Source organism: Pseudomonas asplenii, from assembly GCF_001293465.1.
Classification (GTDB): Bacteria; Pseudomonadota; Gammaproteobacteria; order Pseudomonadales; family Pseudomonadaceae; genus Aquipseudomonas; species Aquipseudomonas fuscovaginae_B.
The window spans coordinates 327,590-353,432 of record NZ_JSYZ01000001.1 but is presented as its reverse complement, the minus strand read 5'-3'; the positions used below and the strand labels follow the sequence as shown (position 1 = coordinate 353,432).

The window sequence follows — 25,843 nt, the reverse complement described above, 5'->3', positions numbered from 1 at the left end:
TCTCCCAGATACCTCAGGCCTTGGCGGGGTACTCACTGTGCAGGCGCGCGAGCAAGGCATCCTTGTCCGCCCACAGCTGGTTGATCCAGGCCTGGAACGCCTGGCGGTACTCGGCATCCTGTTCGTAGTTGCGGCCGATGAATGCCGCCGGGATCTGTAGTTCCTCGAAATGCACCACCACCTCACGCACCTTGCCGCACAGCAGGTCCCAGAACCCCGGCCGTCCCGCCGGATAGTGAATGGTCACATTGACGACGGACTCCAGCTGCTCACCCATCGCGTCCAGCACGAAGGCAATACCGCCGGCCTTGGGCCTGAGCAGGTAGCGGAATGGCGATTGCTGTTGCGCATGCTTGCCTGCAGTGAAGCGCGTGCCTTCGGCGAAGTTGAAGATACCCACAGGGTTGTTGCGAAATTTCGCGCAGGTCTTGCGGGTGGTTTCCAGGTCCTTGCCCTTCTTTTCCGGATGCTTTTCCAGGTAGGCCTTCGAGTAGCGCTTCATGAAGGGAAAGCCTAGGGCCCACCAGGCCAGGCCGATCACCGGGACCCAGATCAGCTCCTGCTTGAGGAAGAACTTCAGCGGGCGGATCCGCCGGTTGAGCACGTACTGCAACACCAGGATGTCGACCCAGCTCTGGTGATTGCTGGTGACCAGGTAGGAGTGCTGGTAGTCCAGCCCCTCCAGACCGCTGAGGTGCCAGCGGGTCTTGCTGACCAGTTGCATCCAGGCCTTGTTGTTGCTGATCCAGGCCTCATGGGTGTGGTTCATCAGCCAGTGGCTCAAGCGCTGGGTCAGGGCAAAGGGCAGGGCCTTGAACAGTGCCACGCCGAACAGGAACGAGCACAGCAGCAGGGTGTTGAGGGCCAGCAGCAGCGAGGCGAGCAGGCCGCGCAGGGGCGCCGGGAGGAAGTCGAGCATGGTGTCTTTCTCAGGGATACGTTCTTGTTTGAGCGAGCGGCCGCAGCCCTCACGCCTTATGGCATGAGGGTAGCGGACGTCGATGCGATCGTGCAGCCGGTTCAGATATCCACAGGTCGGTTGGCGGCCTGAATGGCCGTCAGGGCGATGGTGTAGACGATGTCATCCACCTGGGCGCCGCGCGGCAGGTCGTTGACCGGCTTGCGCAGGCCTTGCAGCATCGGCCCCAGGCTGACGCAGTCGGCACTGCGTTGCACGGCCTTGTGGGTGGTGTTGCCGGTGTTCAGGTCGGGAAACACGAACACCGTGGCGCGGCCGGCGACCTGGCTGTTGGGCGCCAGTTGCCGGGCGACGTTTTCGTTGGCGGCGGCGTCATACTGCAGCGGGCCGTCGATCAGCAGGTCGCGCTGGGCTTCGTGGGCCAGCAGCGTGGCCTCGCGGACCTTCTCCACTTCCTCGCCGCTGGCCGATTCGCCACTGGAATAGCTGATCATCGCCACCCGCGGGGCGATGCCGAACGCCTGGGCCGAGTCGGCGCTCTGCAGGGCGATTTCCGCAAGCTCCGTGGCGGAGGGATGCGGGTTCATCACGCAGTCGCCGTAGACCAGCACCTGCTCGGGGAACAGCATGAAGAACACCGACGACACCAGGGTGCAGCCCGGCGCGGTCTTGATCAATTGCAGGGCCGGGCGGATGGTGTTGGCGGTGGAGTGGATCACCCCGGAGACCAGGCCATCGACCTCGTCCAGCGCCAGCATCATGGTGCCGATCACCACCGGGTCTTCCAGTTGCTGCTCGGCCATCGGCGTGTTGAGGCTCTTGTTCTTGCGCAGGGCCACCATCGGCTCGGCATAACGTCCGCGAATCTCGTCCGGGTCGAGAATCTCCAGCCCCGGCGGCAGCTCGAAACCGTGGGCCTTGGCCACCGCCTCGACATCCGCCGGCCTGGCCAGCAGCACGCAACGGGCGATGCCCCGCGCCTGGCATATTGCCGCGGCCTGGACGGTCAGCGGCTCGCTGCCTTCGGGCAGGACGATGCGCTTGTTGGCCTGCTGGGCGCGCTGGATCAGTTGATAGCGGAACACCGCCGGCGTCAGGCGCATTTCCCGCGGGGTGCCGCAGCGCTGGTGCAGCCACTGGGCATCAAGGTGGCTGGCGACGAAATCGGTGATGATTTCCGCCCGCTCGCGGTCGTCGACCGGGATTTCCTTGTTCAGGCTGTTGAGCTGGTTGGCGGTGTCGTAGGAGCCAGTGCTCACCGACAGCACCGGCAGGCCGGCCTGCAGGGCGCCGCGGCAGAGTTCCATCAGCCGCGGGTCGGGCTTGGTGTCGCTGGTCAGCAGCAGGCCGGCCAGCGGCACGCCGTTGAGTGCCGCCAGGCTGACGGCGAGGATGATGTCGTCGCGGTCGCCGGGGGTCACCACCAGCACGCCCGGCTTGAGCAGTTGCAGGGTGTTGAGGACGGTACGGGCACAGAGGATGATCTTCGACATGCGCCGGGTTTCGTAGTCGCCGGCATTAAGCACCTGGGCGCCCAGCAGTTCGGCGACGTCGCGGGTCCGCGGTGCGTTGAGTTCCGGCTGGTACGGAATGCAGCCGAGCAGGCGGAAGTCGCCGCTGCGCAACAGCGGCGAGTGTTCCTTGAGACGGGCGGCAAAGGCTTCCATGCTCTCGTCGGTGCGCACCTTGTTGAGGATCACGCCGAGAACCTTGGGGTCCTTCGGGCCGCCAAACAGTTGCGCCTGCAACTCGACCCGGCCGGACAGTTCGGTCAGCACTTCGTTTTCCGGTGCCGAGACCAGGATCACCTCGGCGTCCAGGCTTTTCGCCAGGTGCAGGTTGACCCGCGCGGCATAGCTGGCGCTGCGGGTCGGGACCATGCCCTCGACCACCAGCACGTCCTTGCCGATTGCGGCCTGCTGGTAGAGGGTGATGATTTCTTCCAGCAGTTCGTCGAGCTGGCCGTCACCGAGCATCCGCTCGACATGGGCCAGGCCCAGTGGCTGGGGGGGCTTGAGCCCATGGGTACGGGCCACCAGTTCGGTCGAGCGTTCCGGCCCGGTATCACCCGGATGCGGCTGGGCGATGGGCTTGAAGAAGCCGACCTTCAGGCCGGCGCGTTCCAGCGTGCGGACCAGCCCGAGGCTGATCGAGGTCAGGCCCACGCCGAAATCGGTGGGCGCGATAAAGAAAGTTTGCATGCGTAGTCTCTTGTGGAGCGCAACTGCGGGGACCGATGGTTGATCCCCTGCGATGTTCAGACGCCAAGGTTAGCGCTAACCGAGCCCTGTGCGCACCAACCACATTCAAAGGGCTGGCCGATTCGCGCCGAACGCTGCGTCGGGTCCTGCACCCAGGCACGCGACTGCCACGGCGGCTGGTGGCGCAGGTGCTGGGTGTGGCCGCAGGACAGTTCGGCGACCCAGTGGCCGTCCTCGTCCTGATGGAAACCGAGGATGAAAGATGGGGTTGGTTCAACCCGTCCGTCCGGGTTCCGTTCGCTTTCGGACGAATCCTTGTTTAGACTTGTCCGTTCTTCATTCTTCTGCAAAAGGTCTCGCCCCATGCTGATCGCCGCCAATAAGGCTGTGTCCATCGACTATACCCTGACCAACGACGCTGGTGAGGTCATCGACAGCTCTGCCGGCGGCGCGCCGCTGGTGTACCTGCAAGGTGCAGGCAACATCATTCCAGGCCTGGAAAAGGCCCTGGAAGGCAAGGCCGTGGGTGACGAACTGAACGTCACCGTCGAGCCTGAAGATGCCTACGGCGAATACTCCGCTGAACTGGTCAGCACCCTGAGCCGCAGCATGTTCGAAGGCGTCGACGAGCTGGAAGTGGGCATGCAGTTCCACGCTTCCGCTCCGGATGGCCAGATGCAGATCGTCACCATCCGTGACCTGGACGGCGACGACGTCACCGTCGACGGCAACCACCCGCTGGCTGGCCAGCGCCTGAACTTCAAGGTCAAGGTCGTCAACATCCGTGACGCGAGCCAGGAAGAAGTCGCCCATGGTCACATCCATGGCGAAGGCGGCCATCACCACTGAGTTCTGCTGCTAAGCTCTGGTTGTAGGAAGGCGCCCACGGGCGCCTTTTTAGTCCGCCGCGGTTTCGTCGCTGGAAACCGGTCGTGGTGTCGGGCAACAATGTCGGGACGTAACAGGGGATTATCGGGAGTTCGCCATGAGTGCTTTTCACGACCTTACGCTGGTGGCGCTGGACGGCCAGGACCTGCCTCTCGCTCCCTTCAAGGGGCATGTCGTGCTGGTGGTCAATGTCGCCTCCAAATGTGGCCTGACGCCGCAGTACGCGGCACTGGAAAACCTCTACCAGCAGTACAAGGGCCAGGGATTCACGGTGCTGGGCGTGCCGTGCAACCAGTTCGCCGGCCAGGAGCCGGGTTCCGAAGACGAGATTCGCGAGTTCTGCAGCCTCAACTACGGGGTGACCTTTCCGTTGAGCCGCAAGCTGGAAGTCAACGGCCATGATCGTCATCAGCTCTATCGGCTGCTGGCGGGCGAGGGGGCCGAGTTTCCCGGGGACATCACCTGGAACTTCGAGAAGTTCCTGATGGGCAAGGACGGGCGCGTGCTGGCGCGTTTCTCGCCGCGTACGGCGCCGGATGATCCGGCGGTGATCCAGGCCATCGAGAAGGCGTTGGCCTGATACCGGTCCGTGACAGCCGGACTGCCTGGGGCGGACCAGTGGGAGCGGGCTTTGGCTTGACCGTGAAGCTTTTGGCGGCCTTGCGCTCCCCTTCGCGGGCAAGCCCGCTCCTGCAGGGTTCAGCGTTTTTCGGGCGCGGCCGGTTTCCTCACACTTTTCGAGCTTGATCACTCAGATCAATAGTGCTGGGCGTGGCGCTGACGGCGGAATATTATCCTGATCATAAATTCCCCTTCAGCCGTGGAGTGCCACCCATGTCGGTCCAAGCCTTGTTCAAACCTTTCCACCTTGGTGCCCTGGAACTGCCGACCCGGGTGGTGATGGCACCGATGACCCGTTCGTTTTCCCCAGGCGGCGTGCCCAATTCGAAAGTCATCGAGTACTACCGCAAGCGGGCGGCGGCGGGTGTCGGCCTGATCGTCACCGAGGGCACCACCGTCGGCCACCCGGCGGCCAACGGGTACCCGAACGTGCCGCATTTCTATGGCGAGGCGGCCCTGGCCGGCTGGAAGAAAGTGGTGGAGGCGGTACACGCCGAAGGCGGCAGGATCGTTCCGCAGCTCTGGCACGTGGGTAACGTGCGGCGCCTGGGTACCGAGCCGGATGCCAGCGTTCCCGGCTACGGCCCGAGCGAAAAACTCAAGGACGGCCAGGTGGTGGTCCACGGCATGACCCACCAGGACATTCAGGACGTGATCGCCGCGTTCGCCCAGGCGGCGAAGGATGCCAAGGCCATCGGCATGGACGGTGTCGAGATCCACGGCGCCCACGGCTACCTGATCGACCAGTTCTTCTGGGAAGGCAGCAACCAGCGCAGCGACGAATACGGCGGCAGCCTGGCCAACCGTTCGCGCTTGGCCATCGAGCTGATCCAGGCCGTACGCGCCGCCGTCGGCCCGGGCTTTCCGATCATCTTCCGCTTCTCCCAGTGGAAGCAGCAGGACTACACCGCGCGGCTGGTGCAAACCCCGCAGGCGCTGGGTGAGTTCCTCAAGCCGTTGGCCGATGCCGGCGTGGATATCTTCCACTGCTCCACCCGACGTTTCTGGGAGCCGGAGTTCGAGGGTTCGACACTCAACCTGGCCGGCTGGACCCGCAAGCTGACCGGCAAGCCGACCATCACCGTGGGCAGCGTCGGCCTGGATGGCGAATTCCTGCAGTTCATGGTCAATACCGACAAGGTGGCCCAGCCGGCCAGCCTGGAAAAGCTGCTGGAGCGCCTGAACAACGATGAGTTCGACCTGGTGGCGGTGGGCCGTGCGTTGCTGGTCGATCCGGACTGGGCGGTGAAAGTGCGCGACGGGCGCGAGCAGGACATCCTGCCGTTCAGCCGCGAGGCCCTGGCCAGCCTGGTCTGAGGGCTATCGCGGAACCGGGGGCGCATGGGGCGTCCCCTGTTCCGCTTCGCAGGCGCCGCGCAACTGCATCTCGAACTGTTCGACGATCGCCCCCCAGCTCTGCCGGCTGGCATGCTGGCGCGCGTTCAGGCGCACGTTACGCAGGGTTTCCCCGCCTTCGAGCAGCCAGCAGGCGGCGTCACGAAAGGCCTCCTCATCGCCGGGCATCGCCAGCACGCCGTTGTAGCCATGGCGGATATGCTGGGCCGCCGCCGCCTGGTCATAGGCGATCACCGCCAAACCCGAGGCCAGCGCTTCGAGCACCACATTGCCGAAGGTTTCGGTCAGGCTGGGAAACACGAACAGGTCGCCGCTGGCATAGTGCGCCGCCAGGGTCTCGCCACGCTGGGTGCCGCAGAAAATCGCCCCGGGCAGTTCCTTCTCCAGCGTGGCGCGCAGTGGACCGTCGCCAACCACGATCAGCTTCAGCGTCCGTTGTGGATAAGTCGTCTGCAGGGCCTGGAAGGTACGGCCCAGCAGGCCGAGGTTCTTCTCGGTCGCCAGCCGTCCGACATACATCACGGCGATATCGTCCTGTGCCAACCCCCAACTTTCCCGCAGTGCATGCTGCCGCTTGGCCGGGTGGAACAGTTGGCTGTCGACGCCCCGCGACAGCAGTTCCAGGCGTTCGAAGTGCCGCCGCTCCAGTTCCAGGCGCTGGCTGACACTGGGCACCAGGGTCAGCTTGGAGCGGTTGTGGAACCAGCGCAGGTAATGGGTCAGCAAGCGCGTCAGCATCCCCAGGCCGTACTGGTGGGAGTATTGCTGGAAATTGGTGTGGAAACCGCTGACCACGGAGATTCCCAGGCGGCGTGCCGCGCGCAACGCGGAGAGGCCCAGGGGCCCTTCGGTGGCGATGTACAGCACGTCCGGGCGCTGGCGTTTCCAGCGGCGCAACAGCTTGTGCATCGACGACTGACCCCATTGCAGGCCCGGATAGCCCGGCAGTGGCCAGCCGCGACACAGCAACAGTTCGGTGTCACTGGGACGGGTCTGGTCGCAGCTCTGGCGCGGGCGCACCAGCTCGATCTGGTGACCCCGGGCGCGCAAACCCTCGCACAGGCGGCCAAGGGTATTGGCCACGCCGTTGATTTCGGGTGGGAAGGTTTCGGTGATCAGGGTGATATGCAGAGCTGTCGTCATGGTTGCAGTATTCACCCGGGCCCGTTGCGGGGTTGTGGCATTTGGGTGATGGATTTGTGACGGAGGCTCCAGACTGCCCTTCGCGTCCTCGATATCCGGGTCACTGGCTCGTTATCATCAGGCGTCCACCACGTTCAAGGAGATCCCGTGACCGACAATATCTATGCGCCGCCCCAGGCGGACCTGAATGCACCGCGCAGCGAGGCCATCGGCCGCTTCTACGTGGTTTCGAAAACCAAGTTCTTCCTGCTGTTCATCTTCAGCCTGGGGATTTACCAGATCTACTGGTCCTACAAGAACTGGAGCCAGTACAAGGCATCGACCCAACTGGATATCTGGCCGGCTGCCCGCGGGCTGTTCGCGATCTTTTTTGTCCACGCGCTGTATCGCCATGTCGAAAAGAGCATCCTGGCCAGCGGCCGCGGCTATCGCTGGGATGCCTCGCTCTGGGCGACCCTGTTCGTGGTCTTCGCGGTACTCGGCAACGTGCTGGAGATGCTGGTCAGGAAGAACATCGGCGGCTCGCTGCTGGTGGTGCTCAGCACCTTCTGGGTGTTTGCCCAGGTCTTCGTCACCTGGCAGGGCCAGCAGGCGATCAATTTTGCCAGCGGTGATGTCGAGGGTGACAGCAACGCCAGCTTCAGCCCGCTCAATTACCTGGTGATCGTGCTCGGCGGTATCGTCTGGGTGCTCGCCCTGATCGGCATCTTTGCACTCCCGAGCTGAAATGAGCACCGGGCCGATGACTGGCCCGGTGCCATGTGACTGGCCTGGCGTCAGCGTGCAACCGGCGCCAGTGCCTCATCCCCGCGTTCCCGTACCCAGAACAGCGTTGCCCCGGCAATCGCCGCCGGCATCATCAGCAGGTTGACCACCGGAATCAGCAGCGCCAGGTAGACGCTGCCACCGAAGCTCATGCTCTGCCAGCGCTTGCTGCGCAGCCAGGCGAGCATGTCCTGCCAGCTCATCTTGTGGTTGTCCGCCGGATAATCGATGTACTGGATCGCCATCATCCAGACCCCGAACAGCAACCACAGCGGGGCGGCGACGATATTCACCACCGGGATGAACGACAGGATGAACAGCCCGATGGCCCGTGGCAGGAAATAGCCCAGCTTGCGCATTTCCCGGGCCAGGGTCCGTGGCACCATCGCCAGCAGTTCGCCCCAGCTGAAGGCTGGGAAGTTGTCATTGCCGCGCACCACCACCTCGACCTTTTCCGCAAGAAAACCGTTGAACGGCGAGGCGATGATGTTGGCCAGCATCGTGAAGGTGAAGAACACCATCAGGATCACCAGCACTACGAACAGCGGCCAGAGGATGTAGTTGAGAAAGCTCAGCCAGCCGGGCAGGGTCGGCATCAGGTGATCGACCCAGAGGCTGAACTCATGGCCGGCGAAATAGATCAGCCCGACGAACAGCACCAGGTTGACCAGCAGCGGCAGCAGGACAAACAGGCGCAGCCCCGGGCTCAGGACCAGTTTGAGGCCCTCGCGCAGGTAGTGTGGGCCGGACATCACGGGTGCGGGCATAACGGGCTCCGAAGCAGGTGAAAACGCGCCGACCTTACCGGCTTTGCACAGGCGGTGAAAGCGTCGACATTTAAGGTAACAAAGGGATCGGGCAGAACGTCCCTATGGATAGAGACCTGCTATGAGCTGGATTGTTATTGCGTATTTCCTTAATCTTTGCCCCCTCGTTACGCTGCACAACATTATTTTTCAGGACTGTGTGCTACAAGCCTTCCCCAAGCGCTTTCGCAGTCCTTTTTTATTCCAGCCGGTTCGCCGGCGTTCCGTCCCGGTGCCATACGGGCGGTCGACAGGAGTGAGTCATGTCTGAAGTACGTCATTCGCGAGTGATTATTCTCGGTTCCGGCCCTGCCGGTTACAGTGCTGCGGTCTATGCGGCTCGGGCCAACCTCAAGCCGCTACTGATCACCGGCATGCAGGCCGGCGGCCAACTGACCACCACCACCGAAGTCGACAACTGGCCCGGTGACGTGCACGGCCTGACCGGCCCGGCGCTGATGGAGCGCATGCGCGAACACGCCGAGCGTTTCGAAACCGAAATCGTCTTCGACCACATCAACGCGGTGGACTTCGCCAAGAAGCCCTACACCCTGGTCGGCGATAGCGGCACCTTCACCTGCGACGCCCTGATCATCGCCACCGGCGCCAGCGCCCGCTACCTGGGCCTGCCTTCGGAAGAGGCCTTCATGGGCAAGGGCGTTTCGGCCTGCGCGACCTGCGACGGTTTCTTCTACCGCAACAAGCCGGTCGCCGTGGTCGGTGGTGGCAACACCGCCGTGGAAGAGGCGCTGTACCTGGCCAACATCGCCAGCACCGTGACCCTGATCCACCGTCGCGACACCTTCCGCGCCGAGAAGATCCTGATCGACAAGCTGCACGCCCGTGTCGCCGAAGGCAAGATCATCCTCAAGCTGAACGCCACCCTGGACGAAGTGCTTGGCGACAACATGGGCGTGACCGGTGCCCGCCTGAAGAACAACGATGGCAGCTTCGACGAGATCAAGGTCGACGGCGTGTTCATCGCGATCGGCCACACCCCGAACACTTCGCTGTTCGAAGGCCAGCTGGAACTGAAGGATGGCTACCTGGTGGTGCAGGGCGGCCGTGAAGGCAATGCGACCGCGACCAGCGTCGAGGGTATCTTCGCGGCGGGCGACGTGGCTGACCACGTCTACCGCCAGGCGATCACCTCGGCCGGCGCCGGCTGCATGGCGGCACTGGACACCGAGCGTTACCTGGACGGTCTGCAGAACGCATCGTTCTGAGTGAACCTGAAATGAAAAAACCGGCCCTTGGCCGGTTTTTTTGTATCTGTGCCAGGCGATGCTGTTCTGTGGCACTTGTTCGCGGATAAATCCGGCTCCCACAGGGGCCATCTGTCGCACACCACATAGGTGCCTGACGGGACCATTGTGGGATTTATCCGCGAAAGCCTCAGCGCCGGGTCAGCGGCTGCGCGGTGAACTTCACGCCGGCCAGGCCGTGCTTGATCAGCGCACGGATGTTGCCGTGATCGCTGCCTTCAGGGGTCGCCAGGACCGAACGGTAATGCTCGCCAAACGCCAGCAGCGCCTGCTGGTCGCTCAGGCCTTCGAGCAGGGCCAGGCCGAGGGTCTTGCACGAGCCTTCGTTCTGCCCGGCGGCATTTTCCACGCCACCATTGTTGAAGGCCTGTGGCTGGTAGTCGTAGCCGGCGGCGATGAAGGCCAGGGTGTCGGCAAAGACGTGCTCGCCGCTCTCTAGGCTGGCGCGCAGGGTGTTCAGATCAGTCATGGGGTTTTCCTTTGGCGAATGCCGCCTGTTGTTCGGCACTGGCTTCTTTCTGGTATTGGGCTTTCCACTCGGCGTAAGGCATGCCGTAGACCACTTCACGGGCCTCGTCGAGGCTCAGCTCGATCCGGCGCTCGTCGGCTTCGGCCTTGTACCACTTGGACAGGCAGTTGCGGCAGAACCCGGCGAGGTTCATCAGGTCGATGTTCTGCACGTCCTTGCGGTTGTCCAGGTGGGCGACCAGCCGGCGAAAGGCGGCGGCTTCGAGTTCGAGGCGTTCTTGCTCGGTCATGATGGGCTCTGTGCTTGGGGGAACGTAGGGCGCGATGATATGAGCCTGGCGCCGCTAGCGCCAGGCAGCTCAGGTTTTCAGCGGTTTGCCGCCAGGGTGATCGATACCGACTCGGCGAACCGCAGGGCGTGCGGCTTGTCGACTTCGACCTCGGCGTAGAGCACCGCCTGGTTGCTCATCACCAGGTCCAGCAGTTCCTGGGTCATGCGTTCGAGCAGGGCAAAGCGGTTGCCCTCCACGTGCTGGATGATCGACTTGGTGATGGTGCGGTAATTCAGCGCATGATCGATATCGTTGTCACGCACCGCCTCCTGGGCGGCGTACAGGATGGTCAGGTTGATCAGCACATCCTGCTTGTTGAGGATCTCTTCCTCATTGATCCCGATGAAGGTGCGCAGGCGCAGGTCCTTGACCCGGATCCGGGCCATTCCCGGTTGAAGTTGTGGCATTTACTTGCTCCGTCCGATCAGTTGCAGGAACTCCATGCGGGTGGTGTTCGAGTCGCGGAAGGCGCCGAGCATCACCGAGGTGTTCATGGTCGAATTCTGTTTTTCCACGCCGCGCATCATCATGCACATGTGCTGCGCCTCGATCACCACCGCGACCCCGGCAGCGCTGGTTACCTGCCGGATCGCCTCGGCGATTTCCCGGGTCAGGTTCTCCTGGATCTGCAGGCGCCGGGCGAACATGTCGACGATCCGGGCGATCTTCGACAACCCCAGCACCTTGCCGGTCGGTATGTAGGCGACGTGGGCCTTGCCGATGAACGGCAGCAGGTGATGTTCGCACAACGAGTACAGCTCGATGTCCTTGACGATCACCATCTCGTCGTTGTCCGAGGCGAACAGCGCCCCGTTGACCACCTCGTCGAGGGTTTCGGCATAGCCGTGACACAGGTACTGCATGGCCTTGGCCGCCCGTTTCGGGGTATCCAGCAGACCCTCGCGATCCGGGTCTTCACCCAGGCCGAGGAGGATCTCGCGGTAATGCTCGGGCAGTGATGCGCTCATTGCGTGGTTTCCTCGCGGGCGGCCTACTTGAGGTGCCGGCCGCCATTGACGGTCAAGGTTGTGCCGGTGACATAGGGATTGTCCAGCAGATAGCGCAGGCTCTGGTAGATCACCTCGGCACCGGGCTCGATGCCCATGGCCGACTTGGCCAGGGTCTTGGCGCGGTACGCCGCGTCGTCGTCGGGGTTGAACATCAGCAGGGCCGGTGCGATGCCGTTGACCTTGATCCGCGGGGCGTATTTGGCCGCGAAGGACAGCGTCAGGCTGTCGAGCCCGGCCTTGCTGGCGCAGTAGGCGATGTGCTTGCTGCTGCCCTTGCGGGTCACGTCATCGCTGATATGAATGATGTCGGCCTGTGGCGAACGGCGCAGCAGCTCGGCGCAATGCAGGTTGATCAGGTACGGCGCGAGCATGTGGATGCCGAACATCCGGGTGAAGGCTTCGCTTTCGTCTCCCGGGGTCTCGGCCAGCCACGCCGAAGCATTGTGGACGATCGCCCGCAGGCTGTCGGCGTGCTGCTTGAGGCTGTCGATGAAGGCCAGGATGCCGGCTTCGCTGGCGAAGTCGGCGAACAGCGTGATCGCGCCCTGTTCCCGCAGGCTCTGCAGGCCCGGGCGCTCGCTGCGGTAGCTGACGATCACCGGGCAGCCGTCGGCCAACAGCCGCTCTGCGCAATGCAGGCCGACGCGCTGGCTGGCGCCAGTGATCAGGATCGGGGCGGAGGACGATGGCATCGAAGGCTCGCGGCAGGCTGTGAAGGGGTGACTGGAGTCAAACTATACCAGCCACACGCCTTCCACAACCATGCCGCGAGCCCGCGCCAGCCTCAGCGGCTGCGGGTGGGCGCCGTGCCCGGCAGCGTCCGCGGCGGGGTGCCGTGCAGCCAGCCGGCGAGCAGTCGGGTCGACAGGGGAATGAAGCAGTACACCATCATCGGTGTCAGCATCAGGGTGCTGACGAGAATCCGCGGCACCAGTTCCAGCTCGGCCAGCAGGGGCCCCAGCACGAAGTTGAACAGCAGCGACACCGGAAAGAACGCCAGCCAGATCGCCACGCTCTGCTTCCAGCGTGGCGGGCGCTGGTTGGTGTTGCCGAACCAGCCTTCCAGGCCGCTGACACGATGTTCGGAAGGCCGTGCGAACAGGTCGCCGCCGCGTTCCAGCCAGGCCTTGCGCGAGGCGGAGTGCTCCCAGGCGTGCAGGGTGTCGGCGTCGCTGAAGCGGAAAATCATCTGGAATTCGTTGTCGCCGGGAGGTGGCGCGAGTACACCGGAACCCAGGTAGCCGGGAAAGTCGGTAGCCAATTGTTCGCCTTCCTGGAGCCAGGCGAGCATGTCGTGATAACGGCCGTCGGCGACGCGACGGGCCACCATCATGGTGACGGGTGAGGTAGACATCATGTATCTCCACAAGACGGGCAGGCTGTCCGGGTAGGACCACTGCGAAATGCAGCGCCGGGGTGTTGGGCTGCATCTGGAGGTAGTGCAAGAATCATTCCCTGTTGCGGGAAAAGCACAAGTTGTATTAAACGTAGTGTTTCATGTTTGAAGAAACGGGTGCGGTATAGGCTAGAATATCTGGAAAATTTTACACATTGATGTGAAAAACATGTCTGTCATCAGCGAACGTGACGCGATCGAGCTGCCGTTGCCGGCTCTGAAGCAGGAAGAGCTGTTTCCCATCCGCGAGGTTTCGCGCCTGACCGGTGTGAACCCGGTGACCCTGCGTGCCTGGGAGCGGCGCTATGGCCTGATCCAGCCGACACGCACCGAAAGTGGGCATCGTCTCTATGCCATGAGCGATATCGAGACGGTGCGCAGCATTCTCGGCTGGATCGAGCGTGGGGTGGCTGTCAGCAAGGTGGGCAAGCTGCTGGCGAAGCAGGCGGCGGTGCGGGTGCCCGAGACTGAACGGTTGTTGCCGTTGCCGCTCGAGGACTGGCAAAACTGCCAACTGCAACTGGGCGGCGCCATCAGCCGATTTGACGAACTGGCGTTGGAGCGCCTGTACGGGCAGATTTTTTCCAGCTATCCGCTGACGGTGGTCTTCCAGAATATCCTGATGCCGCTCTGGCAGGAGTTGCGTGCCCAGTGTGACGCCTACGGCCAGACCAGCGAATGGCTGTTTCTCGACAGCTTCCTGCGTGGCCGGGTGTTGCAGCGGTTGCAATCGGTCAGGGGAGGCGCCGGCGAACGGATCGTTCTCGCCGCCTTGCCGGGCGATTGCCGCGAACTGGAACTGCTGGTCGCTGGCCTGCTGCTGGGCAATGGCGAATGGCCGATCAGCGTACTGGCCATCGGGCAGCCGTTCGACGAGTTGCCGCTGATCTGTGAAAAGGCCCGGCCTCGGGCGCTGGTGTTGTACTCCAACCGCTCACCGGCCTCGGACATGCCCCGGCGGTTGAACCGCCTGGCGCTGGCGGTGGAGTGCCCGGTGATGCTGGCCGGCGATGCCTCGGATCTGCTGCAGGATACGCTGGAAGGCACCAGCATCGGTTGCCTGGGGCACGACGGCCAGTCGATGCGCCAGCGCCTTCAGCAGTTGCTGGCCGGCAAGCTCGATACCTGATGATCGGCCGTGCAGGCCTTCAGGCGTGAAATTCCGGGTGCGCCAGGCGGTGCTGTTGCAGGATGTACTGGCGCAATCGCTGGATTTCGTCCGGGTTGCTCTGGTTGAGTCGGTAGGCGTACAGGCCCTGTTCGGTTTCGCGCTCGAAACGTCCCTGCAGGGCGATACGTTCATAGCCTGACGGGCTGAACCACTGGTTGAACTGCCGGGGCGGCTTGAGACCATTGCGCAATTCCAGCAATACCCCCTTGAACGAAATCTCGCGGACCGCCAGTGCTCCAGGCTCGCCGCGGACGTTCTCCAGGTACACCGGGGTTGCCAGGGCCAGGCGCCACGGCCGGACCCGCGGACCGTCCTCGAAGATGCTCGGCACGCCCAGGCGCAGGTGCTGGGCATGGAACTCGTCCTCGACCAGGTGCAGCGGAAAACTCATCTTCTGGTTTTCGAAATTGGCCTGGAGGGTGACCTGCTCATGGGCCGCCAGCCTCGTCAGCAGGTCGCGGATCTGCGACACGCCGTTGACCAGCAGGCTCGACGAATTGTCGCGCTTGTTGAGCTGCGGGTTGTGCTGCATGTTCCGGATGAAATCCAACTCGTCCTGAGTCAGAAGGGCAGTGCGGGGCATGATCGGGCTCGAGAAAACAAGGCGGTCTGGTTGAGGCGGCTGACGCTGCATAAGACAACGGATTGCATCATTGGTTGACGCCACTGGTCGCCCGGAGGGCTTCGAGTTGGGCCTTTACCTCGGCCAGTTGCGCCTCCAGTTGGGCAGCCCGTTGCTGGGCCTTCACCTGGGCCGTGACATCCTTCTGCACACCGACGAAATAGGTCAGTTGGTCGCTTTCGTTGAACACCGGCGAAATCGACAGTTCGTTCCAGAAATGCGTTCCATCCTTGCGATAGTTGCGAATGATATGGCGGCACGGCTGGCGTGTGCGCAACGCTTCGCGAATCAGCGCCAGGGCCGGCTGGTCGCGATCGCCGGACTGCAGGAAACGGCAGTCCTGGTAGAGAATTTCCTCCTTGCTGTATCCGGTAAGGCGTTCGAAGGCGGGGTTGGCGTAGATCAGGATGTTGTCTTCGCCTTCCTGCTCCGCAACCACGATACCTTCGTTGGAGGCATCGATGACAAGTTGCAGCAATTTCGAATTGATCATTGTCGGAGAAATCCACAGTCCATTGGCACGCCATTCAAGTTTAAGAGAATGTCCCGGCGGGTCAATGCCGGCCGGGACGTGTGGAGGGAATTTCAGTGGGAATATTTCTCATCTGGTAATATCCCCGGCTTTACACAGCTCCAGGATGAGATTGATGAAAGTCGCCATTCTTTCCGGCTCGGTCTACGGCACCGCCGAAGAAGTAGCCCGTCACGCCCAGCGGATCCTCGACAAGGCCGGCCTCGAGGCCTGGCATGACCCGCGTGCGAGCCTGGCCGACGTCCAGGCGTTCGCCCCCGAGGCCTTTCTGGCGGTGACCGCCACGACCGGCATGGGCGAGCTGCCGGACAATATCCAGCCGCTCTACTACGCCATTCGCGATCAGTTGCCAGCGGCCTGGCGCGGCCTGCCGGGTGCGGTGATCGCCCTCGGCGATTCGAGTTATGGCGACACCTTCTGCGGTGGCGGCGAACAATTTCGCGAACTGTTCGCCGAACTCGGCCTGCGTGAGGTCCAGCCGATGCTGCGCCTGGACTCCAGCGAAACGGTCACCCCTGAAACCGACGCCGAGCCCTGGCTGGCCGAGTTCATCAGCGCACTGAAAGGTTGACCGGCCGCTCGCGCAGCAGCGCCAGCCAGGCCTGCGCGGCTTGTGACAGATAGGCGCCACGGCGCCAGATGAAGGCGATATCCCAGCGCAGGTCGGTGGGCGAACTGAGGCTCAGGCGGACCACGCCGGGCCGCACCAGCGAGCGTGCGACCACGCTGGGCATCAGCGCCACGCCTTGCCCGGCGGCCACCAGTGCCGCGAGGAAGTCCGCCTGGCCGCTGCGCCCGCTTTCCCTGGGGGTGAACCCCAGCCGCTCGCAGGCCTGGATCAGCCGGTGGTTGAGCACGAAACTGCGCTGATACAGCAGAAAGGGCGTGTCGGCCAGTTGCTCCAGGCGAATCGAGCCTTCCTCGGCCAGTGGATGGTCGATTGCCAGCAGCACATCCAGGGGCTCGTCGCAGAACGCCTGGCAGTCGAACGCCGGGTTGCTTGGCGTGAGACCGGCACCCAGCTCCAGCTCGCCACTCAGCACCGCCGGTTCGATGTTCAGGCTGCCGCCCTCGAGCAGTTGGATGGCGATATTCGGATAGCGTCGCCGATACTCGGCGAACAATCCGGCGAACAAGGTATCGCCGCCCAGTTGCGGCAGCCCCAGGCGCAACTCGCCCCGGGCCAGTTGGCTCAGGTCATCGAGTTCGTGCAGCAGCCCGTTGCGCAGGCGCAACATTTCCTCGGCCCGTTGCAATACCACCCGGCCGGCAGCGGTCGGCAGCACCTGTGGGCCCTGGCGGTCCAGCAGCATGACCCCGAGGCTGTGTTCCAACTGGGCGACCTGCTTGCTCACCGCCGACTGGCTGATGTGCAGGGTCTTGGCGGCCTGGGTGAAGCCGCCCTGGTGAACCACTTCGACAAAACTGCGCAGTTGCTTGAATTCCATGGGCCAATTCCAATTTGGAATGGAAGTCAGTCTAACAATTCGCTTTTGGGATGAAAGGCCCGGCTCTAGAATTTTCGCCATGGGAGGGCCTGAATCCGATGAACAGATCACTGCTGAAAAAAACCGCGCGTCTGCTCGCCGAACTGTCGGTGTTGTGCGGCCTCTATCTGCTCGGCGGTCAGGTGGCGGCCTGGACCGGCTGGCCGATTCCCGGCGGGGTGATCGGGCTGGCGCTGCTGTTGCTGCTGTTCGCCTCGGGGCGGGTCAAGCCGGCCGCGCTGCAACTGGGCGCCGGCTGGCTGATGGCGGAGATGCTGCTGTTCTTCATCCCGGCGCTGATGAGCCTGCTGGACTATGGCGCCATGCTGCGCCAGGACGGTTGGCGGATCCTGCTGGTGATCATGTGCAGCACCCTGCTGGTGATGCTTTCGACCGCATTCACTGTCGAATGGGTCTGCCGCTGGAGCAGCCGCCGTGAAGCTTGAGTGGATGTCGCTGTTCTGGCTGGCGTTGACCCTGGGCGCCTATGCCTTCAGCCGCTGGAGCTACCGACGCACGGGGCGTTACCTGTTGTCGCCGCTGATCCTGGTGCCGATCATCCTGCTGGCGGTCGCCGTTCCGTTGCACACCGCCTATGCCGAATACTCGCGCGACACCCATTGGCTGGTCCTGGTACTGGGGCCTGCCACCGTCGCCTTCGCGGTGCCGATCTGGCAGCAGCGTGGCCTGCTCGTTCGCCATTGGCCGGCGCTGTTGCTGGGCATGCTGGCCGGCAGCGTGGCCTCCATCGGCAGTTCCTACGGGCTGGCCCGTGCCCTGTCGCTGGACAGTGCCCTGGCCCTGTCGCTGGTGCCGCGCTCGATCACCACGCCCTTCGCCATGCCGCTGGCCCGTGATCTGGGCGGTGTACCCGACCTGACGGCGGTGTTCGTGCTGGTCACCGGGGTGTTCGGCGCTATGGTCGGTGGCGTCCTGCTCAAGTGGCTGCCATTGCGCAGCAGCCTGGCGCGTGGTGCGCTGTTCGGCGTCGGCGCGCACGGTGCCGGGGTCAGCCGGGCCCGTGAAGCCGGAGGCGAGGAGGGTACGGTCGCCGGCCTGGTGATGGTCCTGACCGGCCTGCTCAACCTGTTTTGCGCGCCACTGCTGGCTATGCTGATCTGAATCGGCCGGGCTGATGCCAGCGGGGAGGCGCGGACTATCCCTCTGCCTTATCGCGCACCATTCACCCCCAGCCGTATTTATTGTGACCGGATGCCACGTGTCCGACACTCAGGCTCTATATCCCATTGCCCCTGGCTGGAGAGCTGTCATGAGTGAGTCTGTGCGCTTCGAAGATAAAGTGGTGATCGTCACCGGTGCCGGCGGTGGCCTGGGGCGGGCCCACGCGTTGCTGTTCGCCCGCCACGGTGCGCGGGTGGTGGTCAACGATCTGGGTGGCTCGACTCACGGCGAGGGCGCCAGCGCCTCGGCAGCGGACCGGGTAGTAGCGGAAATCCGCGAGGCTGGCGGCACCGCCGTGGCCAATCACGATTCGGTAACCGACGGCGACAAGATCGTGCAGAACGCCCTGGATGCCTTCGGTCGGGTCGACGTGGTGGTGAACAACGCCGGCATCCTGCGCGACAAGACCTTCCTCAAGATGGAGGACGCCGACTGGGACCTGGTCTACCGGGTGCATGTCGAGGGTGCCTACAAGGTCACCCGCGCCGCCTGGCCGCATCTGCGCGAGCAGAACTACGGCCGGGTGATCTTCACGGCCTCCACCTCCGGCATCTACGGCAACTTCGGCCAGTCCAACTATGGCATGGCCAAACTCGGGCTGTATGGCCTGACCCGCACCCTGGCGATCGAGGGGCGCAAGAACAACATCCTGGTCAATGCCATCGCGCCCACCGGCGGTACCCGCATGACCGAGGGGCTGATTCCGCCGCAGGTGTTCGAACTGCTCAAGCCGGAACTGATCAGCCCGCTGGTGGTGTTCCTCGGCAGCGAGCAGTGCGAGGAAACCGCCGGCCTGTTCGAGGTCGGTGGCGGCTGGATCGGCAAGACCCGCTGGGAGCGCAGCCTGGGCGTCGGTTTCGATCCGCACAACGGTTTCGGCGTGGACGAGGTCGCGGCCAACTGGCAGAAGATCTGCGACTTCGACAATGCCGTGCACCCCGCGGATACCCCCGAGTCCCTGCAACAGATGATGGCGAACCTGCAAAAATACAGCGGCTGACAGGCGTCGCCGGTGAGCGAACGCCGGCCATAAAAAAGGCCGCTGTAATCACAGCGGCCAAGGAAAGACGTTTGATCAAGGAGCGATAAATCAACGTCAGTGAAGCAGGTGACCATCGGTTCGCCGGCGAGCCGATGTCGAAACCGGGGCGGCCGCACTGGCCGCAACCGCCTTCAGCGCAGAGTCGATGACTCGATGCCCGAACCTCTCCCGAAGCTTTGACCCTCCGAGGGATTCCCCTGAAAACCAGGCCAGGATAGGGAATTGTCGCGCCCTGAAACAGTGCGCTTCATGACAATCACTGTTGCAGCGGGCGTAACAGTCGCGAATGACTGCGCCGAGGTCGCACCTTGTGTCGGCGAGCCTCATCCATTCCCCCTATGGCGTGCCATCCAGCCCTTCGATGGTCCCCTGCAAGCCCGCGCCGGTGCGGCCATTCATCCTTTGGAGGTACAACGAAAATACCTCCTTGGTGCGCTTATCGCTCCCGCTGGCGCTGGGTAGGGTGAAGCCTTCTGTCACTCACCGGGGAAGACGCATGACAAAAACAACAATGCGCGCCATCTTCACGCCGCAGGCGCTGGCGGTAGCCGTGGCTCTGGGGGCGAGCGCCCAGGCCAATGCGGTTTCGTTCAATATCGGGGAGATCGAGGGCAAGTTCGACTCGTCCCTGTCGGTCGGTGCGAGCTGGGGTATGCGTGATGCCGACAAGTCGCTGGTCGGGGTCTCCAACGGCGGTACCGGCCAGGCGTCCACCGGTGATGACGGACGGCTGAATTTCAAGAAGGGCGAGACCTTCTCGAAGATCTTCAAGGGTATCCACGATCTGGAACTGAAGTACGGCGATACCGGTGTATTCGTCCGTGGCAAGTACTGGTACGACTTCGAACTGGCCGACGACGACCGTGAGTTCAAGGACATCAGCGACCATCATCGCGACGAGGGCGCCCGTTCTTCCGGCATCGAACTGCTCGATGCCTTCGTCTACCACAACTATTCGATCGCCGACCTGCCGGGCACCGTGCGCCTGGGCAAGCAGGTGGTCAGTTGGGGCGAAAGCACCTTCATCGGCAACTCGATCAACAGCATCAACCCCATCGACGTTTCGGCCTTCCGCCGGCCCGGCGCCGAAATCAAGGAGGGGCTGATTCCGGTCAACATGTTCTTCGCCTCCCAGAGCCTGACCGATTCGCTGACCGTCGAGGGCTTCTACCAACTGAACTGGCAGAACACGGTTGTCGATAACTGCGGCACCTTCTTCGGCAACGACGTGGTGGCCCACGGCTGCAACAACAACTACACCGTCGGCAGCCCGGCCATCGCGCCGCTGCAGCCGGTAGCCGCGGCCTTTGGCCAGGGCTTCGAGGTCACCTCCGAAGGCGTGGTGGTGCAACGCAGCAAGGATCGCGAAGCCCGTGATGGCGGCCAGTTCGGCGTAGCCCTGCGCTGGCTGGGCAATGACACCGAGTACGGCCTCTATTTCATGAATTACCACAGCCGGACCCCGACCGTCGGTACCACCACGGCGGGCCAGGCCACCATCAACTCCCTGGGCAGCATTCTGCCGCTGGTGCCTGCCGCCTTCCGCACTGGCCTGGCCCAGAGCATCATGCTGGGGCGCGGCCAGTACTACCTGGAGTACCCGGAGGATATCCGTCTCTACGGCGCAAGTTTCTCCACCACCTTGCCCACCGGCACCGCCTGGAGCGGCGAGATCAGCTACCGGCCCAATGCGCCGGTGCAACTCAACACCACCGACCTGACCCTGGCCCTGGTCAACCCGATTGCCGGTGGTGCCGCCTCGCCGATCCGCACCACGGCCGGCTCCGACAACACCGGCTATCGCCGCAAGGAAATCTCTCAGGCGCAGACTACCCTCACGCAGTTCTTCGACCAGGTTCTGGGTGCCGATCGCCTGACCCTGGTGGGCGAGGCCGGGATCACCTACGTCGGCGGCCTGGAGTCCAAGGACAAGCTGCGCTACGGGCGTGACTCGGTCTATGGCGCCTACGGCTTCCAGGGTGATACCGGCGGTTACGTCACCGCCACTTCCTGGGGCTACCGTGCCCGGGCGATCCTCGACTACAGCAACGTGATTGCCGGGATCAACCTCAAGCCCAACCTGTCCTGGTCCCACGACGTCAAGGGCTACGGCCCCAACGGCCTGTTCAACGAGGGCGCCAAGGCGGTCAGCATCGGCGTGGATGCCGACTACCGCAACACCTACACCGCGAGCCTGAGCTACACCGACTTTTTCGGTGGCCGCTACAACACCCTGATTGACCGCGATTTCCTGGCGCTCAGCGTCGGCGCGAACTTCTGATCAAGGCTGAATAAGGACTACTTCATGCGCAAGATGATTCTGCAATGCGGCGCCCTGGCCCTGAGCCTGCTGGCGGCCAACGTGATGGCGGCGGTTTCCCCGGAGGAAGCGGCCAAGCTCGGCACCACTCTGACTCCGATCGGCGCGGAAAAGGCCGGCAACGCCGATGGTTCGATTCCGGCCTACACCGGCGGTATTCCGAAAAACGCTGGCGCGGTGGACAGCAAGGGCTTCCTCGCCGACCCGTTCGCCAATGAAAAACCGCTGTTCGTGATCACGGCGGCCAACGCCGAGCAGTACAAGGCCAAACTCTCCGATGGCCAGTTGGCGATGTTCAAGCGTTATCCACAGACCTACAAGATTCCGGTCTACCCCAGCCATCGCACCGTGGCCCTGCCACCGGCGGTGCTCGAGTCGGCCAAGCGCAGTGCCCTCAACGTCACCGCGATCAACGACGGCAACGGCCTGGCCAACTTCACCGGCAATCGCTACTACGCCTTCCCGATTCCGAAGAACGGCGTGGAGGTCCTGTGGAACCACATCACCCGCTACCACGGTGGCAACCTGCGCCGCACCATCACCCAGGCGACGCCGCAGACCGACGGTTCCTTCACCCCGATCACTTTCGAGGAAGAGGCTGCGGTGCCCTCGGAGATTCCTGATCTGGCGCCGGACAAGGGCGCCAACGTGCTGACCTTCTTCAAGCAGGAAGTCACCGCGCCGGCGCGTCTGGCGGGTAACGTGCTGCTGGTGCACGAAACCCTCGACCAGGTGAAGGAGCCGCGCCTGGCCTGGGTCTACAACGCCGGCCAACGCCGTGTGCGCCGGGCCCCGCAGGTCGCCTATGACGGGCCGGGTACCGCCGCCGATGGCCTGCGTACCTCGGACAACTTCGACATGTTCTCCGGCGCGCCGGATCGTTACGACTGGAAACTGATCGGCAAGAAGGAGATGTACATTCCCTACAACAGTTACAAGCTGGACTCGCCCAGCCTCAAGTACACCGATGTGATCAAGGCCGGGCATATCAACCAGGACCTGACCCGCTACGAGCTGCACCGGGTCTGGGAAATCGAGGGCACGGTCAAGCCGAGCGAGCGGCACATCTACGCCAAGCGTCACATGTACATCGACGAGGACAGCTGGCAGGTCGCGCTGGTGGACCACTACGACGGTCGTGGCCAGCTGTGGCGGGTGGCCGAAGGGCATGCGCAGTTCTACTACGATCACCAGGTGCCGGCCTACACCGTCGAAACCCTGTATGACCTGATTGCCGGTCGCTACATCGCCCTGGGCATGAAGAACGAGGAGAAGCACAGCTTCCAGTTCGGCTTCGTCGGCAAGGCTGCGGACTACACCCCGGCGGCGCTGCGGGCCAGCGGCGTGCGCTGATAACAGTCGCCACGGAACTCGTGGCCGCTGTGGAGTCCATGGCAGCACACATGCCTGCGGGAGCTGGATGTACCCGCGAAGAACGATCACGCGCTTATCCTGGATAAACGCGTGGTTGGGTTCGCGGATAAATCCTGCTCCCACTGAGGCCGGCTCCCACAACCTTTCTCTCCTGAAGCCTTTTTTATGAGGTCCGATCAGCCTCCTGAATACTTGTTCATGCCGGTGCCCGAACAGGAATAGGGTAAGCGGATAAAACCAAGAAAGGCTGCCGCCATGACCGCCATGACCCCGCGTCTGGATCGTCCCGGGTTCCTGCCTCGCCTGTCCTCCCGTCATCTGTCGCGCCCACGCCTGAGTATTCCCCTGATCGAGTCCCAGGCCCGGGTCCGTCTGCTTTGCGCCCCCGCCGGCAGCGGCAAGAGCGCGCTGCTTGCCGAATGCCTGCTGCAGGCGCCCGCCGATTGCGGGGTGTGCTGGCTGCCTCTGGCCGGGGCGAACCTGGCGACCGAGGCCTTCTGCAGCGCCCTGGCCGAAGCCCTGGGCCTGGACGGCCCATGTGACGAGTCGAGCCTATTGGCCCGGCTGGCCCGCTGGAGCACACCGACCTGGATTTTCCTCGACGACTATTGCCGCCTGCCCGACCCGGCATTGGATCAGTTGCTCGACCGCCTGCTGGCGGTCAGCAGCCCGATGTTGAGCTGGTGGCTGGGTGGACGGCGCCGGCCCCACTGCAACTGGCCACGACTGTTGCTGGAAGGCGAACTCCATGAGGTCGGGGCCGCGCAACTGGCTTTCGAGCGCAGCGAGATCGAACGCCTGGTGGTCAACCCGACGAGCCAGGTGTCCCCCCAGTGCATCGAGCGTATCAGCCAGTACACCGGCGGCTGGTGTGCCGGCGTGCGGGTGGCGTTGCTGGAGGCGCCGGCCTGGATCGCCAACGACCCGGATGCCGGTTCGCGGCGCTCGGCGACCCTGCTCGATTACCTGCAACACGAACTGTTCGACGTGCTGGCGCCCGAACTGGCCGAGGCCTGGCGGGTACTGGCCCATTTGCCGCGGTTCAACGCCGACCTGTGCGAGCACCTGTTCGGTGTGGGCGAGGGGGCCCAGTGGATGCGCACCCTGCAGGAGCTGGGGTGCTTCGTCGAACCCTGGGAGGAATCCGGCGAATGGCTGCGGATATTCGCCCCGCTGACCCTGCTGCTGCGTGACGAGCCGTGGCCGGCCGCACGCTCCTGGCATCGGCGGGCCTGCCAGTGGTTCAGCGCCCGGGGTGACTGGCAGGCGGCGGTGGAGCAGGCCCTGGCGGCCGAAGAGCTGGAAGTCGCGGCGAGCCTGCTGCACAACTTCAGTTTCGACTACCTGTTCGAGGGCCAGAACGTCCCGTTGCTGTTGCGCCTGCACGAGCAGCGCCCGGACGAGCTGTTGTTCGGTACCCCGCATCTGCTTGGCCTGATCACCACCGCGCTGCTGTTCGCCGGACGTTTCGACGAGGCGGCGCGGAGCATCGAGCAGATGGCCCGCTTCGCTCCACAACCGTCGGCGGCGGCCCAACGGCAGTTGGTTGCGCGTTGGCAGGCGCAGCAGGGTTGGCTGTTGCACCTGCAGGGACGGGCGGCAGCGGCCCGCGAGCATTTTCTCGAAGCACTCCAGGACCTGCCGCCGGCGGCCTGGCCGGCGCGGCTGTTCTGCCTGTCGGGCTTGACCCAGCAGGCCCTGCTCAATGGTGAACTGGAGCAGGCCCATGCCTTGAGCCGGGAGGCCCTGTGCCTGGCCCGGGCGCAAGGCTCGCTGCTGTTCGAGGCGTTGCTGGAACTCGATCACGCGCAATTGCTGGAGCAGCGCGGGGCCTTGCAGCGCAGCGAGGCGCTGTTGGAGAACATCCAGGCGCTGCTGCTGGCCAAGCATTACGTGACCGGTCCGTTGCGCGGGCGTGTGGCCCTGCGCCAGGGGCGTCTGGCCCTGCGCCAGGGCCATGACCAGCAGGCCGCCGAATACTTCCGGACCGGGCTCGATGAATGCCTGCGTTGCCACGATAAACGGGGGCTCTACGGCTTCCTCGGGCTGGCATTGCTGGACGCCAACCAGGGTAATTATCCCCAGGCCTTCGTACGCTTGCGCGATGCCGAGCGGCTGATGCAGCAGCGGCATATTCCCGACACGGTATACCGGGCGGTGCTGCTGATGATCAGCAGCCATTTCTGGTTACAGCAGGGACGTCCCGAACTGGCGGATGAAGCGCTGACCCGGGTGCTGCGCCACTATCGCGGGCCGAACGCGGTACAGGCGCCGCCGGCCACCCTGGAGCTGATTCCACGGCTCGAGTATCTGCTGGTGCTGGCCCAGGTCTACCAGCACAAGCCTTGTGCGGCGCTGGAGTCGCTGGCCCGGCAACTGGAGCAGGCCCAGCACCGGGGCATGCAGGGCATCGAGACGGAGATTCGCCTGGCCCTTGCGGAGGTGGCGTTCCTTCAGGGGCAGGTAAGCCTGGCCCGGACTCATCTCGGCGAGGGCCTGGCACTGGTCGGTCGCTGCAATCTGCAACAGGCGCTGCGCGAACTGCGCCTGCGTCAACCGGGCCTGCTGGCGGCGCTGGGGGGCGAGGAGGAACTGGTGGCCAGCGGCGACAACCCGTTGAGCCAGCGCGAACTGGAAGTGCTCAGGCTGATCGCCCAGGGCAGTTCCAACCTGCAGATTGCCGACCAGTTGTTCATCTCGCTGCACACGGTGAAGACCCATGCCCGCAGGATCCACAGCAAGCTCGGTGTCGAGCGCCGCACCCAGGCGGTGGCCAAGGCCAAGGCGCTGGGCCTGATGGGCTAGGACAAGGCTGATGTCGTGGGCGTTGGGCTCAGCTGCGCAAGCGCTAGCCTGTGGGAGCCGGATTTATCCGCGAAGCCTTTGGCAGTCCCAAGGGCCTATTCGCGGATAAATCCGGCTCCCACAGTCACTGCATTCCCA

General features: G+C 63.9%; 27 protein-coding genes. 13 read left to right on the top strand and 14 right to left on the bottom strand.

Features of this window, described 5'->3' with window-relative positions; all coding sequences use genetic code 11:
- Window positions 1-13 precede the first annotated feature (13 nt).
- From PF66_RS01635 to PF66_RS31750, 3 genes are all read right to left on the bottom strand, one after another.
- Window positions 14-919, bottom strand: coding sequence for an acyltransferase (locus tag PF66_RS01635; RefSeq protein ID WP_054061737.1), 906 nt, complete (start codon window positions 917-919; stop codon window positions 14-16).
- A 101-nt stretch (window positions 920-1,020) separates the two neighbouring features.
- Complete coding sequence (pta, locus tag PF66_RS01630; RefSeq protein WP_054061736.1) at window positions 1,021-3,120, bottom strand: phosphate acetyltransferase; 2,100 nt, start codon at window positions 3,118-3,120, stop codon at window positions 1,021-1,023.
- Between the two features lie 56 nt (window positions 3,121-3,176).
- Window positions 3,177-3,515, bottom strand: coding sequence for a DUF3565 domain-containing protein (locus PF66_RS31750; RefSeq protein WP_081005897.1), 339 nt, complete (start codon window positions 3,513-3,515; stop codon window positions 3,177-3,179).
- On the opposite strand from PF66_RS31750, the gene PF66_RS01625 reads away from it, so the two are divergent.
- The 3 genes from PF66_RS01625 to PF66_RS01615 all read left to right on the top strand — a co-directional run bounded on the left by PF66_RS01625 (window position 3,484) and on the right by PF66_RS01615 (window position 5,946).
- The gene (locus PF66_RS01625; RefSeq protein ID WP_054057319.1) at window positions 3,484-3,969 is read left to right on the top strand and encodes an FKBP-type peptidyl-prolyl cis-trans isomerase; all 486 of its coding nucleotides are present in this window, start codon (window positions 3,484-3,486) and stop codon (window positions 3,967-3,969) included. The two genes, PF66_RS31750 and PF66_RS01625, sit on opposite strands and share 32 nt — an antisense overlap.
- Window positions 3,970-4,105: 136 nt before the next feature.
- A complete protein-coding gene (locus PF66_RS01620; protein WP_054057318.1) occupies window positions 4,106-4,588 on the top strand; it encodes a glutathione peroxidase in 483 nt (160 codons plus the stop codon).
- A 254-nt stretch (window positions 4,589-4,842) separates the two neighbouring features.
- Complete coding sequence (locus tag PF66_RS01615) at window positions 4,843-5,946, top strand: NADH:flavin oxidoreductase (RefSeq protein WP_054061735.1); 1,104 nt, start codon at window positions 4,843-4,845, stop codon at window positions 5,944-5,946.
- Window positions 5,947-5,949: 3 nt separating this feature from the next.
- Here the strand turns inward: PF66_RS01615 and PF66_RS01610 are convergent, their stop codons facing one another.
- Window positions 5,950-7,128, bottom strand: a complete 1,179-nt coding sequence (locus PF66_RS01610) for a glycosyltransferase family 4 protein (protein ID WP_054061734.1) — start codon at window positions 7,126-7,128, stop codon at window positions 5,950-5,952.
- Between the two features lie 147 nt (window positions 7,129-7,275).
- On the opposite strand from PF66_RS01610, the gene PF66_RS01605 reads away from it, so the two are divergent.
- Window positions 7,276-7,854: a hypothetical protein gene (locus PF66_RS01605; protein WP_054061733.1), complete on the top strand. Its 579-nt coding sequence runs from the start codon at window positions 7,276-7,278 to the stop codon at window positions 7,852-7,854.
- Between the two features lie 50 nt (window positions 7,855-7,904).
- On the opposite strand, the gene cysZ is transcribed toward PF66_RS01605, so the two are convergent.
- Complete coding sequence (cysZ, locus tag PF66_RS01600; RefSeq protein ID WP_054057314.1) at window positions 7,905-8,660, bottom strand: sulfate transporter CysZ; 756 nt, start codon at window positions 8,658-8,660, stop codon at window positions 7,905-7,907.
- 302 nt (window positions 8,661-8,962) lie between these two features.
- Between cysZ and trxB the strand changes: the two genes are divergently transcribed.
- On the top strand, window positions 8,963-9,925 hold the full coding sequence (gene trxB / locus PF66_RS01595; protein ID WP_054057313.1) for a thioredoxin-disulfide reductase: 963 nt from the start codon (window positions 8,963-8,965) through the stop codon (window positions 9,923-9,925).
- A 169-nt stretch (window positions 9,926-10,094) separates the two neighbouring features.
- On the opposite strand, the gene PF66_RS01590 is transcribed toward trxB, so the two are convergent.
- From PF66_RS01590 to PF66_RS01565, 6 genes are all read right to left on the bottom strand, one after another.
- Window positions 10,095-10,433, bottom strand: coding sequence for a HopJ type III effector protein (locus tag PF66_RS01590; protein ID WP_010445219.1), 339 nt, complete (start codon window positions 10,431-10,433; stop codon window positions 10,095-10,097).
- Window positions 10,426-10,722 carry a DUF1244 domain-containing protein gene (locus PF66_RS01585; RefSeq protein ID WP_054057312.1) on the bottom strand — a complete coding sequence of 99 codons (297 nt, stop codon included), beginning with the start codon at window positions 10,720-10,722 and terminating at the stop codon, window positions 10,426-10,428. The genes PF66_RS01590 and PF66_RS01585 overlap by 8 nt, the downstream gene beginning before the upstream one ends.
- Before the next feature lie 77 nt (window positions 10,723-10,799).
- Window positions 10,800-11,171: a dihydroneopterin triphosphate 2'-epimerase gene (gene folX / locus PF66_RS01580; protein ID WP_054057311.1), complete on the bottom strand. Its 372-nt coding sequence runs from the start codon at window positions 11,169-11,171 to the stop codon at window positions 10,800-10,802.
- Complete coding sequence (gene folE, locus PF66_RS01575; protein ID WP_054057310.1) at window positions 11,172-11,732, bottom strand: GTP cyclohydrolase I FolE; 561 nt, start codon at window positions 11,730-11,732, stop codon at window positions 11,172-11,174.
- Between the two features lie 23 nt (window positions 11,733-11,755).
- Window positions 11,756-12,466, bottom strand: a complete 711-nt coding sequence (folM, locus tag PF66_RS01570; RefSeq protein WP_054057309.1) for a dihydromonapterin reductase — start codon at window positions 12,464-12,466, stop codon at window positions 11,756-11,758.
- 92 nt (window positions 12,467-12,558) lie between these two features.
- On the bottom strand, window positions 12,559-13,128 hold the full coding sequence (locus tag PF66_RS01565) for an antibiotic biosynthesis monooxygenase (RefSeq protein ID WP_054061732.1): 570 nt from the start codon (window positions 13,126-13,128) through the stop codon (window positions 12,559-12,561).
- A gap of 211 nt (window positions 13,129-13,339) precedes the next feature.
- On the opposite strand from PF66_RS01565, the gene PF66_RS01560 reads away from it, so the two are divergent.
- Entirely contained in the window at window positions 13,340-14,299 is a 960-nt protein-coding gene (locus PF66_RS01560; protein WP_054061731.1) for a MerR family transcriptional regulator, read from the top strand.
- Between the two features lie 19 nt (window positions 14,300-14,318).
- On the opposite strand, the gene PF66_RS01555 is transcribed toward PF66_RS01560, so the two are convergent.
- Window positions 14,319-14,924, bottom strand: a complete 606-nt coding sequence (locus tag PF66_RS01555; RefSeq protein ID WP_054061730.1) for a hypothetical protein — start codon at window positions 14,922-14,924, stop codon at window positions 14,319-14,321.
- Window positions 14,925-14,991: 67 nt separating this feature from the next.
- Entirely contained in the window at window positions 14,992-15,456 is a 465-nt protein-coding gene (locus PF66_RS01550) for a PAS domain-containing protein (RefSeq protein WP_054061729.1), read from the bottom strand.
- 154 nt (window positions 15,457-15,610) lie between these two features.
- On the opposite strand from PF66_RS01550, the gene PF66_RS01545 reads away from it, so the two are divergent.
- Window positions 15,611-16,066: a flavodoxin gene (locus tag PF66_RS01545; RefSeq protein WP_054061728.1), complete on the top strand. Its 456-nt coding sequence runs from the start codon at window positions 15,611-15,613 to the stop codon at window positions 16,064-16,066.
- Here PF66_RS01545 and PF66_RS01540 read toward each other — a convergent pair.
- The gene (locus PF66_RS01540; RefSeq protein WP_054060567.1) at window positions 16,047-16,943 is read right to left on the bottom strand and encodes a LysR family transcriptional regulator; all 897 of its coding nucleotides are present in this window, start codon (window positions 16,941-16,943) and stop codon (window positions 16,047-16,049) included. The two genes, PF66_RS01545 and PF66_RS01540, sit on opposite strands and share 20 nt — an antisense overlap.
- 98 nt (window positions 16,944-17,041) lie before the next feature.
- On the opposite strand from PF66_RS01540, the gene PF66_RS01535 reads away from it, so the two are divergent.
- The 6 genes from PF66_RS01535 to PF66_RS01510 all read left to right on the top strand — a co-directional run bounded on the left by PF66_RS01535 (window position 17,042) and on the right by PF66_RS01510 (window position 25,705).
- Complete coding sequence (locus tag PF66_RS01535) at window positions 17,042-17,428, top strand: CidA/LrgA family protein (RefSeq protein ID WP_054060568.1); 387 nt, start codon at window positions 17,042-17,044, stop codon at window positions 17,426-17,428.
- Entirely contained in the window at window positions 17,418-18,104 is a 687-nt protein-coding gene (locus PF66_RS01530) for an LrgB family protein (RefSeq protein WP_054061727.1), read from the top strand. The genes PF66_RS01535 and PF66_RS01530 overlap by 11 nt, the downstream gene beginning before the upstream one ends.
- A 148-nt stretch (window positions 18,105-18,252) precedes the next feature.
- Window positions 18,253-19,164: an SDR family oxidoreductase gene (locus PF66_RS01525; RefSeq protein ID WP_054061726.1), complete on the top strand. Its 912-nt coding sequence runs from the start codon at window positions 18,253-18,255 to the stop codon at window positions 19,162-19,164.
- Window positions 19,165-19,702: 538 nt separating this feature from the next.
- Window positions 19,703-21,487 (top strand): DUF1302 domain-containing protein, encoded by a 1,785-nt coding sequence (locus tag PF66_RS01520; RefSeq protein ID WP_081006078.1) that lies wholly within the window; start codon window positions 19,703-19,705, stop codon window positions 21,485-21,487.
- 24 nt (window positions 21,488-21,511) lie between these two features.
- Window positions 21,512-22,879 (top strand): DUF1329 domain-containing protein, encoded by a 1,368-nt coding sequence (locus PF66_RS01515; RefSeq protein WP_054060572.1) that lies wholly within the window; start codon window positions 21,512-21,514, stop codon window positions 22,877-22,879.
- A gap of 276 nt (window positions 22,880-23,155) precedes the next feature.
- A complete protein-coding gene (locus tag PF66_RS01510) occupies window positions 23,156-25,705 on the top strand; it encodes a LuxR C-terminal-related transcriptional regulator (protein ID WP_054061725.1) in 2,550 nt (849 codons plus the stop codon).
- The last annotated feature ends 138 nt before the right edge of the window (window positions 25,706-25,843 follow it).

Excerpts from the sequence above, each read along its gene's own strand:
- PF66_RS01615 (WP_054061735.1), top strand. The coding sequence starts at position 4,843 with ATGTCGGTCCAAGCCTTGTTCAAACCTTTCCACCTTGGTGCCCTGGAA.
- PF66_RS01565 (WP_054061732.1), bottom strand. The coding sequence starts at position 13,128 with ATGTCTACCTCACCCGTCACCATGATGGTGGCCCGTCGCGTCGCCGAC.
- folX (WP_054057311.1), bottom strand. The coding sequence starts at position 11,171 with ATGCCACAACTTCAACCGGGAATGGCCCGGATCCGGGTCAAGGACCTG.
- PF66_RS01610 (WP_054061734.1), bottom strand. The coding sequence starts at position 7,128 with ATGACGACAGCTCTGCATATCACCCTGATCACCGAAACCTTCCCACCC.
- PF66_RS01620 (WP_054057318.1), top strand. The coding sequence starts at position 4,106 with ATGAGTGCTTTTCACGACCTTACGCTGGTGGCGCTGGACGGCCAGGAC.
- pta (WP_054061736.1), bottom strand. The coding sequence starts at position 3,120 with ATGCAAACTTTCTTTATCGCGCCCACCGATTTCGGCGTGGGCCTGACC.
- PF66_RS01590 (WP_010445219.1), bottom strand. The coding sequence starts at position 10,433 with ATGACTGATCTGAACACCCTGCGCGCCAGCCTAGAGAGCGGCGAGCAC.
- PF66_RS01635 (WP_054061737.1), bottom strand. The coding sequence starts at position 919 with ATGCTCGACTTCCTCCCGGCGCCCCTGCGCGGCCTGCTCGCCTCGCTG.
- PF66_RS01535 (WP_054060568.1), top strand. The coding sequence starts at position 17,042 with ATGAACAGATCACTGCTGAAAAAAACCGCGCGTCTGCTCGCCGAACTG.
- PF66_RS01545 (WP_054061728.1), top strand. The coding sequence starts at position 15,611 with ATGAAAGTCGCCATTCTTTCCGGCTCGGTCTACGGCACCGCCGAAGAA.
- folM (WP_054057309.1), bottom strand. The coding sequence starts at position 12,466 with ATGCCATCGTCCTCCGCCCCGATCCTGATCACTGGCGCCAGCCAGCGC.
- PF66_RS01585 (WP_054057312.1), bottom strand. The coding sequence starts at position 10,722 with ATGACCGAGCAAGAACGCCTCGAACTCGAAGCCGCCGCCTTTCGCCGG.
- PF66_RS01510 (WP_054061725.1), top strand. The coding sequence starts at position 23,156 with ATGACCGCCATGACCCCGCGTCTGGATCGTCCCGGGTTCCTGCCTCGC.
- folE (WP_054057310.1), bottom strand. The coding sequence starts at position 11,732 with ATGAGCGCATCACTGCCCGAGCATTACCGCGAGATCCTCCTCGGCCTG.
- PF66_RS01625 (WP_054057319.1), top strand. The coding sequence starts at position 3,484 with ATGCTGATCGCCGCCAATAAGGCTGTGTCCATCGACTATACCCTGACC.
- PF66_RS01560 (WP_054061731.1), top strand. The coding sequence starts at position 13,340 with ATGTCTGTCATCAGCGAACGTGACGCGATCGAGCTGCCGTTGCCGGCT.
- PF66_RS01525 (WP_054061726.1), top strand. The coding sequence starts at position 18,253 with ATGAGTGAGTCTGTGCGCTTCGAAGATAAAGTGGTGATCGTCACCGGT.
- PF66_RS01515 (WP_054060572.1), top strand. The coding sequence starts at position 21,512 with ATGCGCAAGATGATTCTGCAATGCGGCGCCCTGGCCCTGAGCCTGCTG.
- trxB (WP_054057313.1), top strand. The coding sequence starts at position 8,963 with ATGTCTGAAGTACGTCATTCGCGAGTGATTATTCTCGGTTCCGGCCCT.
- PF66_RS01540 (WP_054060567.1), bottom strand. The coding sequence starts at position 16,943 with ATGGAATTCAAGCAACTGCGCAGTTTTGTCGAAGTGGTTCACCAGGGC.
- PF66_RS31750 (WP_081005897.1), bottom strand. The coding sequence starts at position 3,515 with ATGGACACAGCCTTATTGGCGGCGATCAGCATGGGGCGAGACCTTTTG.
- cysZ (WP_054057314.1), bottom strand. The coding sequence starts at position 8,660 with ATGCCCGCACCCGTGATGTCCGGCCCACACTACCTGCGCGAGGGCCTC.
- PF66_RS01555 (WP_054061730.1), bottom strand. The coding sequence starts at position 14,924 with ATGCCCCGCACTGCCCTTCTGACTCAGGACGAGTTGGATTTCATCCGG.
- PF66_RS01520 (WP_081006078.1), top strand. The coding sequence starts at position 19,703 with ATGACAAAAACAACAATGCGCGCCATCTTCACGCCGCAGGCGCTGGCG.
- PF66_RS01550 (WP_054061729.1), bottom strand. The coding sequence starts at position 15,456 with ATGATCAATTCGAAATTGCTGCAACTTGTCATCGATGCCTCCAACGAA.